This is a genomic window from Streptomyces sp. NPDC019443, assembly GCF_044389785.1.
Taxonomy (GTDB): domain Bacteria; phylum Actinomycetota; class Actinomycetes; order Streptomycetales; family Streptomycetaceae; genus Streptomyces.
In genome coordinates this window covers 132,390-147,780 of sequence record NZ_JBIRYJ010000016.1, presented here as the reverse complement: position 1 = coordinate 147,780, position 15,391 = coordinate 132,390, and the positions used below count along the sequence as shown (strand labels likewise).

General features: G+C 68.0%; 12 protein-coding genes and 2 pseudogenes. 7 read left to right on the top strand and 7 right to left on the bottom strand.

The genetic code is table 11. The features are described 5' to 3' along the window. Positions 1–114: 114 nt before the first annotated feature. Positions 115–1,917, bottom strand: coding sequence for a DUF4157 domain-containing protein (locus ACH492_RS33470; RefSeq protein WP_398992169.1), 1,803 nt, complete (start codon positions 1,915–1,917; stop codon positions 115–117). 603 nt (positions 1,918–2,520) lie between these two features. Between ACH492_RS33470 and ACH492_RS33465 the strand changes: the two are divergent. After that, positions 2,521–2,666: pseudogene (locus tag ACH492_RS33465) on the top strand (FAD-dependent oxidoreductase); the annotation flags it as partial. Positions 2,667–3,168: 502 nt separating this feature from the next. Further along, on the top strand, positions 3,169–3,663 hold the full coding sequence (locus tag ACH492_RS33460) for a hypothetical protein (RefSeq protein WP_398992167.1): 495 nt from the start codon (positions 3,169–3,171) through the stop codon (positions 3,661–3,663). Between the two features lie 43 nt (positions 3,664–3,706). Here the strand turns inward: ACH492_RS33460 and ACH492_RS33455 are convergent, their stop codons facing one another. Next, positions 3,707–3,820 (bottom strand): group II intron maturase-specific domain-containing protein, encoded by a 114-nt coding sequence (locus tag ACH492_RS33455; RefSeq protein WP_398992165.1) that lies wholly within the window; start codon positions 3,818–3,820, stop codon positions 3,707–3,709. Positions 3,821–3,966: 146 nt separating this feature from the next. Then, a complete protein-coding gene (locus tag ACH492_RS33450) occupies positions 3,967–5,247 on the bottom strand; it encodes an IS701 family transposase (protein ID WP_398992163.1) in 1,281 nt (426 codons plus the stop codon). A 665-nt stretch (positions 5,248–5,912) separates the two neighbouring features. Between ACH492_RS33450 and ACH492_RS33445 the strand changes: the two genes are divergently transcribed. From ACH492_RS33445 to ACH492_RS33425, 5 genes and pseudogenes are all read left to right on the top strand, one after another. Then, positions 5,913–6,230, top strand: a complete 318-nt coding sequence (locus ACH492_RS33445) for a transposase (RefSeq protein ID WP_398992204.1) — start codon at positions 5,913–5,915, stop codon at positions 6,228–6,230. Positions 6,231–6,662: 432 nt separating this feature from the next. After that, entirely contained in the window at positions 6,663–7,073 is a 411-nt protein-coding gene (locus tag ACH492_RS33440; protein ID WP_398992161.1) for a hypothetical protein, read from the top strand. A 659-nt stretch (positions 7,074–7,732) separates the two neighbouring features. Then, positions 7,733–7,972, top strand: a pseudogene (locus ACH492_RS33435) (MarR family winged helix-turn-helix transcriptional regulator); the annotation flags it as partial. Positions 7,973–8,292: 320 nt separating this feature from the next. Continuing rightward, entirely contained in the window at positions 8,293–9,834 is a 1,542-nt protein-coding gene (locus ACH492_RS33430; protein ID WP_398992159.1) for an FAD-dependent oxidoreductase, read from the top strand. Between the two features lie 229 nt (positions 9,835–10,063). After that, positions 10,064–10,684 carry a TetR/AcrR family transcriptional regulator gene (locus ACH492_RS33425; RefSeq protein ID WP_398992157.1) on the top strand — a complete coding sequence of 207 codons (621 nt, stop codon included), beginning with the start codon at positions 10,064–10,066 and terminating at the stop codon, positions 10,682–10,684. Positions 10,685–10,980: 296 nt separating this feature from the next. On the opposite strand, the gene ACH492_RS33420 is transcribed toward ACH492_RS33425, so the two are convergent. The 4 genes from ACH492_RS33420 to ACH492_RS33405 all read right to left on the bottom strand — a co-directional run bounded on the left by ACH492_RS33420 (position 10,981) and on the right by ACH492_RS33405 (position 15,120). Next, positions 10,981–12,516: an FtsX-like permease family protein gene (locus ACH492_RS33420; protein WP_398992202.1), complete on the bottom strand. Its 1,536-nt coding sequence runs from the start codon at positions 12,514–12,516 to the stop codon at positions 10,981–10,983. Positions 12,517–12,521: 5 nt separating this feature from the next. Beyond that, positions 12,522–13,241 (bottom strand): ABC transporter ATP-binding protein, encoded by a 720-nt coding sequence (locus ACH492_RS33415; protein ID WP_398992155.1) that lies wholly within the window; start codon positions 13,239–13,241, stop codon positions 12,522–12,524. Continuing rightward, a complete protein-coding gene (locus ACH492_RS33410; protein WP_398992153.1) occupies positions 13,241–13,774 on the bottom strand; it encodes a PadR family transcriptional regulator in 534 nt (177 codons plus the stop codon). The genes ACH492_RS33415 and ACH492_RS33410 overlap by 1 nt, the downstream gene beginning before the upstream one ends. Positions 13,775–14,007: 233 nt before the next feature. Beyond that, entirely contained in the window at positions 14,008–15,120 is a 1,113-nt protein-coding gene (locus ACH492_RS33405; RefSeq protein ID WP_398992151.1) for a trypsin-like serine peptidase, read from the bottom strand. Positions 15,121–15,391 lie beyond the last annotated feature (271 nt).

Below are 15,391 nucleotides of genomic sequence, written 5' to 3'. Positions count from 1 at the left end.
GTTACGTTCCGGGGCACCACCGAGCTGACAGAATGTCACGAACCGGGCGTCACGCGACTACGCCGAAGCCCTGCCCCCGTGAAGTCCGTCAAGGAACTGCTCGCCGGCATTGGCTCACCCCCATTCTGAGTTCACCCATACGTTCCGGATAGTCTCACTATTCACTGCGACCTGACCTCTTAGATCCTTGTCGCGCTGTTTCTCGATGGCATCGAAGACTACGGGGTTTTTCTTTTGGAAATCTTTAATGGTTTCATAGTTGTCGGCGATTTTATTATGCGCTGCCACGCCCCCAGTCACCATCGATGCAACCCTTCCCGCCGCACTAACGATAGGATGCGGGAATGCCGATGCGGCCCGGCCGATTGCCGCACCCGTCGCGAGAGAGCCCGCAGTAGAGGCCGCAGCCTTTTTTGCTGTCTCGGATTTCATCGCCTCGAAGTCTTGGCGAAGTCTTTCTCCTTCATTCGGACCTGCCCGTTGCGCAATCTCCTCCATTATTGAATTCATTTTCTCCAGTCCCGAATCTGCGAACCAGAGCCCCCAGCGCATCATTTCTATTGTATTGCCCGGGGCCTGCGGAGCCCTGGTAATCGCCTCGGCGCGGCCAGTGAAAGCTCCACTCACTCCCTCCATTATCCCTGCCGACAGCGGATTTTCCGGCGTATGTTTGGCAAATTCTGGCCTGACCTTCTGTGATAGAGCGTCGGCGAGCCCCGCGGAGCCGAGGCCGACTTTGGGCGGTTTGGCGGAATGACCGGCACTGGGCTCAGCGGCGGAGAGTCTCTGCAAGAGAACCGGAGCTATGTCATAGAGCGACATTTTATTAATGGCGGGGCCGGATTGAGAGAGATTCCCGATCGACTCCTTGGGGGGGTCGCCGATTTTATCGCAAATTGCTTCAGCCAGCTTCTTTGCGCCGTTTTCGCTATTCTCATAGAGGCGAGCCTCACCGTCAGCCAACATCCCGTCGACCACTGGGCCGAGGCGAAATCCTGCATGGGATGCCGCGCGGAGTGGACTCACATTGTGACGCGAACTGTAGATGAGAACTACTGAAACGTTGTACTGTTGGAGGAAATTCTTCACATCCTCGGTATTTTCCAGTTCCTGAGTGGTCGACGACTGTGGATCTTCCAAACTGACCCGTCTCTGGACCGCGGGCGTGGCGAGGTTGCCCCGGTTATCCGGATTGTGTGTCCGGTGGTCGTGCGCCTCGGCGGTGTCTTCCAGCGAGGGGACCGGCGCGCTGCTGAGGGCCCGCGCGGTGGCCTCCGCTTCCTTTTCGTGCTTGTCGTCGGGGTGGCTGACTTTTATGCCGCTACGCTGAACGGTTCCCTCGACATCGCCACTGCGCTGCTGCTTGACGTGATCCAGCTCATGGATCATCGTATGCCGGTCCAGCGGGCGGTCGCCGACGACGATGTGCTCGCCCGCGGTCAGGGCCTGCGCGCCCATCATTCTGGCGGATTCGGCCGCCGCCGCGTCGTCGTGCAGGCGCACGGTGGAGAAGTCCGAGCCCATCAGCGCCCCCAGCTCGGAGGCGACTTGGGGTTCCAGCGGCCGTCCCGGGCTGTTCAGAACCTTGTCCAGGCTCGCGCGCTGCATATCGGCCTCTTCTGCCATGGCCTGCTGCATCTCTGATTCCGGCTGGGCGAGGTCGCCGTTGACGATGGCCCGCCGCTGCACATTGGCCGGCTCGCCGGTCCGGTGTCCGCAGCCAGGGCCGTGCTGGTGCTGTTCCTGCGCCCAGGGATGCCCGGTCTTTCGGAGCATCTGGACCACGGCGGCGTTGCCCATCGAGGCCTGGGCTGCGGCAAGACCCCGGGGTCCGGTCATGTTGCTTGTCGACCGCTGACGACGCGGCTGTCGACTGACGCCGCCTCCGGTGGCCTTTTCGTCGGCTTGATCGTGCACGGGAGTCTCTCTTTCTTGGCTATGGGGTACAGAGGGAGGTGAAGTGGTGTGAAGGTGAGCATCTCCGGGATACCCGCTGGAGCGCGCGCGGCGCCAGGTGTGCGGGGGCAGAGTTGGCGGCTGATCGTGCAGAGTTCGGGGCTGTGTGAAGGGGAGTGCGGACGCGGCAGTCATACCGGCCGGTGCCCCAACCGGCACGGACAGCCCGCGTACGGCACTGGCTCCCGCGTCATCCTGACGACCGCTCACCTCGACCACACGCCGGAACGCTGCGAGCCCGAGAATCTTCGCGCGATGCGCCAGGGCTGCCACCTGCACTACGACCAGGACCACCACTCCCGCACCCGGGCCGAAGCCCGCCGCCAGCGCTCGAAGCCTCCGGACAGCTCACGTTCGAGATGTAGAGAACTTGCTGGCCAAGCCCATGATCGTTCTCACCGGGATTTCCTGTACCTCAACTACTCACACCCGGAACCCGGCAGATCAGCCGGACAGGTGAAGTGCCCGTACGGCGCGGGCGGACCAGCACATGCGCCCCTTCGATCCGAAGGTTACTGGCGCGTTACTTGTCATGGTTCGCCGCTTGTTAACGGCGCCCCCAGTACGCGGGTGTCGCCGCTGGCGGCCGCCGCTGGTCTACGGTCGACGAGCGCGGCCGCATCGTCACCGACGCCGCGCTGCGGTCGCTGTCGCACCCTGATGTGTATGCCGTGGGCGACGCGGCCGCGATCCGCCAGGGCTACGGCATCGGCCCCTTGCCCGGCCTGGCACGCAGATAGGCGTACAAGCCGGAGACGTTCACGTGCCCGAGGACGTCTGCGGTGCCGCCGTCGAGAGCTCCCTCAGAGGGCGAGGCGCCGGCCCCGCAGAGCCTCTTCCGAGAGTCCCAACATCGGGTCGGGGTCGCGGATTTCGAGGACCTTGATCTCGAAGCCCGACCCTCGGATATTGCATCGGACGGGGGGTGCCGCAGGTCGCGAGATCAGCGGGATGTCGCTGAACTCATACACGTTGCACAGAATCCGGGCGCTGCCTCGTCGGCGGCGCCTCGTTGCTCCGGGGCGCCTCGGTGAACAGCGAGTCGGCGGCTGGCCTGGCGTCCGTTGGGGTGCGTGAGAGTGTCGGTCCACCAGGGCGGCGGCGTTGTCATGGGACGCTGGCATCACTCCGCACGGGTCCACGTCGCCAGGACCGTGACCGTTCTAGGCGGTCCCGGGCACGCGCTGTGCGAGTCCTGACGTGGGAGGCCCGGTGGATGTCAGCACGTTCTACGCACTCTTCTCGGCCACCTGCTTCACGCTGGTCGGCCTCTGGTGGAACGTGGTGCAGGGGCACCGGGACTGGCTGCGCGATCCGGCGCTGCGCCGGATCGTTGGTGGTATCTATCTCTCGTTCCTGCTCCCCGCGCTCATGGGCCTGTTTGCGCAGGTCGGCGGCACCGAGACCCCGGAGATCTGGCGGTTCAGCTTCGTGGTGCTCGCCGTGATCGGCTGTGTGTCGACGCTGCGCCTGACCTGGCACAGCCGCCCAGACGGCTCGTCCGTGTTCCTGATCCTGGCGCAGGCGGTGGCGGCCCTGTTTTACGCCTTGATCGCGGTGGTGGGCGCGGAGCCCGAACTCGCCGACGTCGTCGACCTGAAGCCGATCCAGGCCGAGGCGGTTCTGCTGATCCTGCTGGTCGTCCTGGGCCACGGGTTGGTCTGGAGGTTCATGGCCGGCGACGGCCGGCCCGCCGACGCGGACTGACCTCGCCGTTCCGGTTGGGGTGATGAGACGTCGCGAACGACACTCAGGGATGGAAGTAGGCGCACCAGCCCCGTACTGCCGGGTTGAGCCGGAGCAAAAGGGCGTCGAGCGGCTGATTCGTACCGACCTCTCGGCACAGCGTCTTGACCTTGGCCATGATGGCCCGCCGGGCCTTCTTAGCCGGGTAGGTATAGACGTAGTACCGATTAGTAGGACTCCGTTAGGTCGTTCTCGATCTTGGCGTGGTGTGTGTTCTGGCGGGCAGGGCTTGGTGGCAGGTGGTGCAGATGCCGGTCCAGCACCTCAGGACGTCCTGGAGGGCGTCGAGGACTTGGTAGAGGGTGAGAGCGGTCCGGGCACTTTTGGGGCCAGGCGCTGTTCGGTGAGGAAGGCATGGGCGGCGGTCACGAGGGTGACGTGGTGGTGCCAGCCCGGCCAGGAACGCCCCTCGAAGTGGTCCAGGCCCAGGCCGTGTTTGAGTTCGCGATAGTCGTGCTCGATGCGCCAGCGGACCTTGGCCAGACGGACCAAGTCGGCGATCGGAGTGTCGGCCGGCAGGTCGGACAGCCAGTAATCGGTCGGCGCCTCGGCGCCGACGGGCCATTCGATCAGCAGCCAGCAGTCGGGCAGGACCCCGTCCCACCAGCCCTGTTCGGCTGAGGCGGCGGCCTTGACAGGGCGTTCGACTGCTTTGCCTGCGGGGCGTACACGCACGGCGGCGAAGCGGGAGCGTAACTCCCCTCGTGAGCCTTGCCGCCAGGTGAGGGGGGTGAATGCCTCCTGTCCGAGGCCGGCGGCCAGGGCTGCCACCGACGGTGCGGGCTGCCGGTAGCGGGGCTGGGGCCGGCATCCGATGGGACCGTTGCGGTCCGGGGCGACGGGTTTCGCATCAAACGGCTGGGCGGTGACATCCGCGCGGACGGCGAGCACGTAGGCGAGTCCGCGGTCGGACAGGGCGGCCCGTAGGTGCGCGTTGGTGCCGTAGGCGGCGTCGGCGACGATGACCGGCGGCGTCAGGCCCCAGGAGGCAAGGGTGTCCAGCATGTCCAGGGCCAGTCGCCACTTCTCGCGGTGTGTGACATCGGGCGGGATACGGGTCGTGGCGCGGCGGTCGGTGTCGGACGCCCAGTCCTTGGGCAGGAACAGGCGCCATTGCAGCGGGCAGGAGGCGGTGTCGGTTGCGGCGTGGACGCTGACCGCGACCTGGCAGTTGGCCTGTTTGCCCAGGGCTCCGCAGTATTGCGGGGCAACGGCGACCGACATCCGGCCGTCCTTGGGCACCGACACATCGTCGATCACCCAGGCCGTCGGGGCGATCTGCGGCAGCATTCGTTCGCAGATCCGCCGTTGCACCGGCACCGGATCCCAGGTGGACTGGTTCACGAATTGCTGCAGGTTCTGCTCGTTGCCGTCCGGCAGCCGCGAGGCCATCGCCTGGATGGACTTGCGGCGACCGTCCAGCATCAGTCCCCGCAGATAGCAGTCGCCCTTGGCCCGCTGGTCCTTGCGCGGCACCGACGCGAATACGTCAGCCACGAATAACGCCAACGTCGCCCGAACACGGTTCACTTGGTGTGCGTCCACACACTCAACATGCTCCTGAACAGGCCCGACCGGAAGACCTAACGGAGTCCTATTAGTGCCTGCTTTCCGGTGGCGCTGGATGTGCCACCCGAGGAAGTCCAGGCCCCTGCTCGATGTGGGTGATCAGAGTCTTCTCCTGCGACAGGCGCAGGCCGATCGTGGAGAGGACTTCCGCGATCTCGGCGCGCAGCGTTCCCGGCGTCTGCCTTGGTGCCGTGCACCATCAGGCACCAGTCGTCCGCATACCGAGCCAGCCGGTAGTTGGGCAGACCTCGGCGTCGACGCCTCCGGCGTCGTTGAGATCAGTTCCGGCGCCTCCCGACGCCTGGGCGATGTGCTCGTCCAGTACCGAGAGCGCGACGTTGCCGGGCCGGGACGGCGCTAGGCGGCGACAGCGATGAGCTGGAGCGGCTGCGGCGGGAGAATGCCCAGCTCAAGCCGACAACAAGGAACTGGTGATGGAGCGTGATGTCCTCAAACGCTGCATGGTCCTGTGGGTGAAGTAGCCGTGGGGACCCGGCACAAGTGGTCGGGGTGATCAGCGACTTCAGGGCCGAGCAGGGCATTCCGCACCGCGTCTCCTGTCGCGCCCTGGGAGTGAGCGAGTCGTGGTTATACAAGCACCGCACCGGTAAGCCCACCCGCGGGAAGTCCGTCGTCGGCAGCTGGCCGCGGCGGTGCAGGAGGAGTTCACCGGCTCCGGTGGCACCTACGGCTCGCCTAAGGTCTGGATCAGGCTGATCCGGCAGGGCTGGCGGGTCTCGGTGGACACCATCGCGACGGTCATGGCCGAGCTCGGCCTGGTGGCCCGCAGGGTCTGCCACCGGAGGGGGCTGACGCGGCCGGGTAAGCGGCCGGCCGGCCCGGATTTCGTACGGGTCCCTCCCCCCGGTGGCCTCGCCGTCTCCTCGTCGCCCGGGTACTCCGCAGGTACGGAACGTCGGCTCAACAGGCGGCATTCACCCGTCCGGCTTAGCCTGTAACCGGGGTCTTGCGCGGAGTGCGGGTATTCCGCCAGGCAGCAGACCGTGAACGCCGCCGACATCAAGGGCCGTCGAGTTTCCTGCCCCAGCCATGCCGTACGAGCCTCCCCGGGCCGGCCGATCGCGCCGCTCAGCAGTAGTTCCTCATTCTCATTCGGAGGACGAAACCATGAGTGTCTTCACATGGGCGGCTACAACGCCACGCACTAAAACATCCGCTACGTGTCGCCTACTTCCGGACGCTGGGTACAACGAGAGTTCGTCGGAGGTACGAACAAGGTTTGGACCATCACCGCCCAGCCGGTGACTACAACTTCGTAGTCCAGGCATGCAACCGCGGCGGCGTTCTGACCAGCTGTACCCGGTGGTCCCCGCAGATCTACCTGAACGCACGCCCGTACTGATGGTTTCGAACCTCTGTAAGGAGCAGTCATGGGCACGCTTCCGCGCTCGACATCTCGCTGGCCGCGCCGCTTCGCGGTGAGCGCAACAGCACTGGCCGTGGTCGGCCTCGCGGTCTCGCCGGCTGCGACGGCGACGGCTGGCGCGGCGCCCGCCAGCCTGGTCACCCTGACCGGGTCGGCCCCGGCCAGTCTGGACAAGGCACCGCAAGGCCTCTATTTGTTCAGGTACACCTACCGGGGCCATCTCAAGATCGGCGGCGGCAACTTCACCCTCGGCGGCAAGGTCTACGTGGCCGTCAAGTTCAACTCGGGGCAGGTCAAGTACCACGGGAACGTGATCGCGAAGACGAATTCCGGCGTTCCCGGCGGGGCCGTCTATCTGGAGACGAACATCGCCGCTCCCTGTGCCCCCGGGAACAACGGCTACGCCCAGGCGTAGCACTACAGCACCAGGACTTGGTCGCCGAGACTGCCGGTGGCGATCTGTGTGCGGATCGACTGAGCACCCTGCGCGCGGCTCACAGCCGTACCTCAAAGCCGTGATCGGCCTTGGGGACCAACGGAACAGCCAGCATCGGCGAGATTGATCTTGAATGGCTCACCGTGATTCTTAAGCACGACTGATCTGTTGCGTGCCGGTGTTCGCTGAAGAATCCACGGTCGCTCGCTGCGGGTGGTTACGTCCGCCGCATGCAGGTGGTGACATTTCTGCGCGAGCAGATCGACGGCAGTACAGGGCGCTAACGCCCGCCGCCGAGGGTAGCACTTGATGTTGCGTGCGAAGCGTGGCGCTTGCTTCATCCCTGGATGGACGACACACCAGCACTTTCCCAACTGCCTTGCCCGCGTTGCGCGCTGCGGCGCGCGAGGCGGGCTTCACCATGTCGTGTGAGGAGCGAACCGGAAGCTTGCTGGCCGTACTTGCGGCTGCCCGGCCGGGTGGCCGCATTCTCGAACTCGGCACGGGTGTGGGCGAAGGCACCGCTTGGCTCCTGAGCGGGATGGACGGAGCCTCTCGTCTGGTCACGGTCGAACTCGACGCTGCTGTCCAGGCGGTTGCCCGCGAGCAGTTGGGGTCTGACCTGAGGGTGACCTTTCTTGGAAGCCCGGGGTTTGGTTGAGCGTCTCCCGGACCCGAAGGACCGTCGGGTAAAGCTGGCCGCCGCCACTGCGCAGGGCCGCGGCACCGCGCGGCAGCTGGGCCAGTCCCTGGACTTTGCGAGCCAGCCGCTGGCGGAACTGTCCAACGAGGAGCGCACCACTCTGCGCGACCTGCTCCGGCGAATGCTCGGACCGCCGGTCTGCCTTCGGTTGCTCCTCGTGAGGAGCCGCCAGTGACTGACGGCGGCGCGCTTGGCCGCCCGTTCATCGCGGGAAAAGGCTGGTCAGAGGGGTGCGATGCCATATCAGCGACCGAAGCGACGCAGAATCCCTGTACATGAGGAGCTAGGCAAGTTGGCGTCCGCTCCATTTATAGGAGACTTGAGTCGCTTGAGTCGCTCTACCAGGGTCCCTATGCCATCTGACCTGCTGCTTCTCGGGAGACTCCGGCAAGCGACTCAGAGCGGTACGGGGACCAGGTCGCGCCGTCGTCGCGGGGCCGCTGAACTACGTCAAAGCCACACGGAGCGGTCGGCGGGCTCTGGCCGGGTGGTGAGGTGTCGGCAGACTCCGCCTGCTCGCAGTTCCCACCGGGACAACTGAGCAGGAAACCGGCCTGGAAGGTGAGCAGTCGTCCGACGGAAGGTGAGGCATTCTCTGACGCAAGGAGTGCCCCCATGGCCCACGTATTGATCATCGGAGCCGGTCCTGTTGGCCTTGCCGCTGCGATGCTGCTCGCCGCGGACGGCCATCGCGCCACCGTGCTGGACCGGGATCCGGCTGCCGCACGAACGGTGGAGGCGGCCACCGGCGGCGACTGGCGGAGGCCTGGTGTCAAGCAGTTCGGGCATACGCACATCCTCATGCCGGGCGGCTTCCGCCTCCTCGACAAGGAACTGCCGGGTGCCGTCGACCGCATCCGCGAGGCAGGCGGCAAGACTTACAACATGATCTGCGGTACCTGGAACGCGGGGAGTGCCGGCCCGCGACAGGCGGGTGACGAGCGCTTCGAGACCGTCACCGCCCGGCGACCTGTCCTGGAGGCCGCGCTGTTCGCCACGGCGGCAGAGACGCCCGGAGTGCGCATCCTCGCCGGGACCAAGGTGGTGTCGCTGCTCGTCGGCGAGTCCCGCACATCCGGCCGCACGCATATTGCCGGAGTGGTGACCGAGTCCGGGGCGCGAATCGAGGCCGACCTCGTCGTCGACGCCTCAGGTCGGCGGACTGAGGTGCCCGATCTGCTCACGCAGGTGGGCGGCGCGCCCGAGGTGCTGCGCGAGGAGGCGGGATTCCGTTACTACACCCGCTACTTCCGCGCCGACGAGCGGGGAGTGCCGACCCCCCGGACCTGGCCACTGTCCCACCACAACAGCATCTCCATCTCCACCGCCCCTGGAGACGGCGACACCTGGTCGACCACCCTTGTCACCGCCGACCGCGACCAGGAGCTGCGCCCGCTGAGCCGTGTGGACGTGTGGAACCGCGTGCTCGCCCTGTACCCCCACGCCGCCCACTGGAACGAAGGTATCCCGCTGACCGAGGTGAATGTGGTGGGCGGCACCCACAACAGTCAGCGTCGCCTGGTCGCCGACGGGCAGCCGGTCGCCACCGGGATCATGGCGATCGGCGACGCGCGGATGACCACCAACCCGCAGTTCGGCGCGGGCATCACGACCGGTCTGCGCCACGCGGTACGGATGCGTGACGTGCTGCGCCTGCTCGGCACGGACGATGCCGTCGAACTCGCCCTGAGCGTCGATCGTGAGATCGACGCGGAGTTCGGGTCCTCGTGGCAGGACGACGCCGCCTGGAACCGGCACCGCACCGCCGAGATCGATGCCGAAATGCGCGGCGAGCGCTACGAGACGGACGACCCGGGCTGGGCGCTGCGCTCCATGGTCGAAGCCGTTCTCCTGGAAGACGGTGACATCCTGCGCGCCTGGGGCGACGTCGGTTCCCTGCTCGCCTCCGCCGACGAGGCCTTCGTGAAGAGCGGCCTGGTGGAGCGGGTGGTGACACTCGGCGCCGACGCGCCCCGCTACAGCGAGCCGGGTCCGAACCGGGAAGAGCTTCTCGCCGCCGTGCGCGACGGGGAGTAGGTGCAGCGGCCACGCCGCGGTGGCCACCGATTACGGTCTCCCGAACGGACCTCCCGGACGCGGTGGACGGCTGTGCTGCTGCGGTTGGAAAGGGCGATGGACAGAACCTGTCAGCGTGACGCGGCCCATGCGGCCCGAACGCCGATCGGCAGATGCCGGCACCGGTGGTATCTGGTGGTGCTGCCACTGCCGAGCGGCGTCGACAACCAGCACATCGGACGGAAACGTGATGTCAGCACTCCAGGGCTCCGGCGCCCCCCGGTCCCACGTCAATGGCGAACGGGAGCGCACGATCTACGCCGGCGTGCTCGGCCTGGTACGGGAGGTCGGTTTCGAGGCGCTGACCATGGACTTGGTCAGCGCTCGGCTGCGGATGAGCAAGGCGACCCTGTACCGCCGCTGGGCGAACAAGGCCGAACTCGTAGCTGCGGCCCTGTCACACGCCCAGCCGGTGTCCGCCGACACCATAGACAGCGGCACCTTGTCGCGCGATCTCGACGAGCTCGCGGTGCGGGCCGGCGGCTCCGCTGCCGAGGCGTGCAGTCTCTTCTCCGCGATGATGCATGCGATGCGCACCCGCCCGGATCTGGAACAGTCCATGCGCCGCCACTTCATCGACGTGCAGCTCGAATCGCTGCGCGCGCTCGTCGCACGAGCCGTGCGGCGGGGCGAGGTCGGGCAGGACTGTCCCGCTGTGCCGTACTTCGCCGAACTGGTCGTCGGCGCCCTGGTGTCGAGGCACCTCCTGACGGGGCGTGATCCCGATGCCGCCTATCTGCGGGAGTACTTCCGCTCGGTGGTGCCGCCTAGCCTCGGGTGCCCGCAGCCGGTTTCGGACGGGACACACTGACGTGCCTCAGCGCCGTGCGGAATCCTGCAACGCCGGGGAATTCAACGGCTGGTGCAGGAAACCTGCGGCACATGGTGCACCTGCCGACCGCGGCCGCAGGCATCGGTGGGCGAGCGACGTCTGACGGGGAGATCAGTCTCGCTCCGCTTCGGTCACCTGCTCTGTCTGCCGCAACAGGTGACCGGAACCCACTGCTGGGCCTGGCTTCGAAGTGCGCCGGGCACGTCCCGTTCCGGTGAACTTCCGGGGCCGGGTATCCCGAGGCACAGGGACGGGTCCGCCACGCGTCCGGGCTCTCAGGCGGTGCGCAACTCGCCGGCACGCGTGCTCATCCGCAGGAAGAGCAGGGCGACCAGTGTGATGACCACGGTTGCGGTGATCGCCGTTCCGGCGAGCAGCAACACCTGGTCCCACGGTGTGTGCACGGTGACGGGGACTTTCTCTGCGCTGACCTGGACGCTGTGTGCCTGGGAGTACGCTGGGTCCTCGCACTTAGAGGCGCTGTCACCCGGCAGCGGTGAGCAGCGCCAGGTCTGCATGTCCATGGTGTCGTTCGCGTCGGGGACGGCGAAGCGGGGCAGCAGAACGCCCGCCAGTACCGCGAGGCCCACTGCCGGGGCGACCGGAGCGAGCGTCTGCCAGCCGATCGCGCGGGCCAGGATCCCGCGCGGCGTTCCTGTGGCGATCAGCGAGGCGAGAGCGCGCCGCTGGGCGAGGACCGTGTCGGCGAGCGCCACGAGGAGTCCGGCGGCAGCGATCACCAGGGCCACCAGTGAGGCGTAGCCGACGAGTTCGTACGCCCGCTCGTACAGGCCTGTGCCCGCAGGCTTGTACGGCTCGCCGACCAGCGAGGCGAAGCGGCGGGTGTTCTCCTGCTGTGCCGAGACGGATGCCATCGTCAGCGCGGCGAGGCCTGCTGCGGCCGAGCCGATGACCAGCGCGACGAGCATGGCGGAGAACGTGCGGCTGCCCGACCAGGGATCGGCCGTCATACGCCGGCCGGCGAGCAGCCCGGCGGGCTTGCGGGCGTAGCGCTGGAGGAGACGGCCGATCGTGTGGGTGATCCAGCCTGTGCCGGTGACGACGCCGGTGCCGACGGCGAGGACGCCGATGAGGATCAGTCCTCCGGTGACGAGCATCGGCGTGTCGTTGGTCTGCGGGTGGCGGGTGAAGTAGGAGTGCACCGGTTCGACCAGTGCGCAGGCGCCGAGCCCGGTCAGGATGAGCACGCCGGGCGTGATACGGGGCCTGGCGCGCCGGGTCCTGCGGACCACACCGAGGGGGGTCAGGGCCGCCCTGCGCAGGGTGAGCACGGTCAGTGCGGCGACGATCAGCGGCACGCCCAGGGCGATGCCGGCCATGGCGGCGGTGTGCGGCAGCACATCGGTGGGCAGTGGGCGACGGCCCTGCGCGTCGGGGGCGTCGAGCAGAGCGCGTCCGATGAGGAACACCGCGAAGCCCGACGCGACTCCGGGGACGGACGCGAGTCCCGTCTCCAACGCCACGATCCGCACGACCTGACGTGGCGTCGCCCCCGCCATCCGGATCGCGGCAAGCCGGTGCTCGCGCGCGGGCGCACCGAGCCGGCTGCACTGCGCGACCAGGGTCAGTGCCGGAACGGTCAGCAGCACCATCGCGAGCGCGACACCCGGTCGTAGTCCGCTCCCGTTGAGCAGGTCGTTGGTGTAGCGCTCCGCCCGGGAGGGGGGTATTGCGGTCACCGTGGCGGCGCAGAGCAGCGACAGCGTGCCGAGCACCGCGCTGATCGCGGTCAGGACGATGCGCACGCGGTCCGAGCTGCTGCCCGCCACCGACAGGCGCAGCGCGGTCATGGGGCTCACCGGGAGGTCTCCGTCAGGCTGCTGGAGTGTCCGGCGGCCGCGCCGTGTGGTGGGCCGTCGTCGCTGTCCAGCATGCCGTCACGCAGGCGGATTTCGCGATCCGCGTAGGCGGCAACCGTCGCGTCGTGGGTGACCAGCATGACGCTGGTGCCCTGGGTGCGGGCGGCGCGGACCATGTGGCCCATCACCACCTCCCCGGCGAGGCTGTCCAGTGCACCAGTGGGCTCGTCGGCGAAGAGCACCTTCGGACCGGTCACCAAGGCGCGGGCGAGCGCCACCCGCTGCTGCTGGCCGCCGGAAATCTCCCCGGGCAGCTGCTGCGCCAGCTCGGCCACACCGAGCCGGTCGAGCCAGTCGGCCGCCTGCGCCGTCGCCTCCCGCCGGCCGGTTCCGCCGAGCAGCAGAGGCAGCGCGACGTTCTCCACCGCCGGGAGTTCCGCCACGAGTTGGCCGAACTGGAACAGCACGCCGAAGTCTGTGCGCCGCAGCAGGGAGCGCCTCGCTTCGTTCATCTCGTCGATGCGGGCGCCGCGATAGCGGACCTCTCCGCCGTCCGGGCGCAGGATGCCGGACATGACGTGCAGCAGCGTCGACTTGCCGCAGCCGCTGGGCCCGGTGACCGCGACGATCTCTCCTTCCTGCAGCGCGAGCGAAATGCCGCGCAGGGCCGGACTTGGTCCGTACGACTTTGTCACGGCACGGGTTTCGATCACCATCAGTGCACCTCCAGGCGCAGGTCGGCGACGCGCTCCGTTGCGGTCTGCATCCACCGCAGGTCGGCGTCGAGGTGGGCGATCGCCAGGTCGGCGGCGAGTACCTCGGCGACGGCCGTGCCCGGGGCGGTCTTCACCGCTGTGAGTTCGCGCATTCGCGCAAGGTGGGCGGCCCGTTGTTCGGACAGCTGTCGGCGGGCACTCGCCTCGTCGGCGACGAGCAGGGCGATCACCGTCTTGGCGAGCAGGGTGCTCGACAGATGCGGAGCCGGCGGCTCGGGCGTACCCAGCCAGTCGGAAAGCGACCGGCGGCCGTCATCGGTGACTTCGTACGCCGTGCGATCCGGTCCGCCGGCCCGCTCATGACCCGCTTGGCTGGCCAGGCCGTCGCGGACGAGACGGTTGAGCGTCGCGTACACCTGCCCGAAAGCCAGTGGCCGGGCGCTGGGCAGGCGCGTGTCGTGCGCCCGCTTCAGCTCGTACCCGTGCAGCGGGCGCGGCGACAGCAGGCCGAGAAGGATGTGGGACGTGGACACATCCGCCACTATTTACTAAGCGAATAGTCGGGGGCAAGTCGGAGTGCGCCCGGGTGCTGCTCACCGGCGGACGACCACATCAAGGCGCGCCGGATGCGCCTGGACTTCTTCAGTTTCGAACCGACGTGCAAACTCTGGCTGTTGGGCAACCACCGTTCCGAGGTCGGCGCCGGCGGCCGCCGGTCAGAACCCGGGACACGCGCCGGGCGGTCGCCGACCGCCCGGCGCGTCCGTCATGAGGCGAACCGTTTGCTGACCTGAGTGAACACGGCCTTGGCGGCGTCACCGAGGTAGGGCCCCGCCAGCCAGACCGACGGGTCCGGGCCGATGGACGTGTTCGACACCAGAGCGGTCTTTCCGTCCGGGCCGATCGTGAACCACCCGCCGCCCGAGGACCCGCCGGTCATGGTGCAGCCGACCCGGTACAGCGTCGGCTCGTCCTTCTTCAGTGACAGACGGCCCGGTCTACCGGTGCAGGAATGCATCGTGCTGCCGTCGAACGGCGGAGCCGCCGGATATCCCCAGGCGCTGAGCAATGAAACGTCCTGCACCGCGGGGCCGTTGAACGCGACGGGCAGTGCCGTGCCCACAGCCTCCTCCAGCGATGCGGCGCGGGATCCGGGAGCGGGCGCGACGTGCAGGACGGCGAAGTCGAAGGCCGCTCCGTTCCCGCCCTGGGACGTACCCTCGGCGATCCACTGGTCCGAGGTGGCCCCCCAGTCGGCCCACCAGGTGCCGAAGGGTGCCATCTGCCGGGCGGAGGCGGTCGCGAGCCGGTCTGCGGGCAGGGCCTGGTCGTTGAAGGACGGCACGAAGACGATGTTGCGGAACCAGCCACCCTCGCGCCCGGCATGGACGCAGTGGCCCGCCGTCCACACGAGATTGGAGCGACCCGGGCGCTCCGGGTCCTGCACCACGGTCCCGGAGCAAGTCTGAGACCCCTTCGGGCTGTCGAAGAAGACCTTGCCCACCGGCGCGGCGTTCTGGTGGTACGGCGCGGGCAAGGGCTCGGCCTCCACCGGGGCCGGCTCCGGATCGGTCACATCCTGCGCGCCGGTGATGTCCCCGCGCACTTCCTTGCCGGGATCGCCCGCCTCTCGCATGCGCTCGGGCTTCCACAGCCCCTCGATGACCGGGTTGCTGAAGTCCGCTGCCTCGCGGGCCCATCTGTCCGCGCTCCAGTCGCCCCGTCCGTCCTTCCGCGCCTCTGCGGTGCCCGTCGCGTCCGACCCGCACGCAGTGAGCAGGACGGCGAGGGCGAGAAGGCCGCCTGCCGTGCCGAGGCCGCGGCGGGAGCGCCTCCGGCCTGCCCGGCCGAAAAGGCGGAGCGTAAAGAACGGCTTCACTGTGGAACTCCCTGATGCGTGGCCCGTCGTCCTGGGCAGGCTTGCCCCGCCGGCGCCCCCAAGGCGGCCGCGGGCAAGCCTGCCGCGACATGTCGTGGTACCTACGTCGGTGCGCATGACCCGGTTCACTGCTTGTCGGCGTGGCCCTCCCGTGACGCACCCAATGCCCGGCCGCACGCCGCTTGTTGCGGGGCACAGGCGCTCGCCCAGGCGGCGACCGTGTCCGCCGGGACGGGCCGCCTCTCCGCAGGGTCGAGTCCGGAACTGCCCC

Coding starts and splice junctions, on each gene's coding strand:
- ACH492_RS33455 (WP_398992165.1), bottom strand. CDS start 3,820: ATGGCCAAGGTCAAGACGCTGTGCCGAGAGGTCGGTACGAATCAGCCG.
- ACH492_RS33440 (WP_398992161.1), top strand. CDS start 6,663: ATGGGCACGCTTCCGCGCTCGACATCTCGCTGGCCGCGCCGCTTCGCG.
- ACH492_RS33425 (WP_398992157.1), top strand. CDS start 10,064: ATGTCAGCACTCCAGGGCTCCGGCGCCCCCCGGTCCCACGTCAATGGC.
- ACH492_RS33420 (WP_398992202.1), bottom strand. CDS start 12,516: ATGACCGCGCTGCGCCTGTCGGTGGCGGGCAGCAGCTCGGACCGCGTG.
- ACH492_RS33415 (WP_398992155.1), bottom strand. CDS start 13,241: ATGGTGATCGAAACCCGTGCCGTGACAAAGTCGTACGGACCAAGTCCG.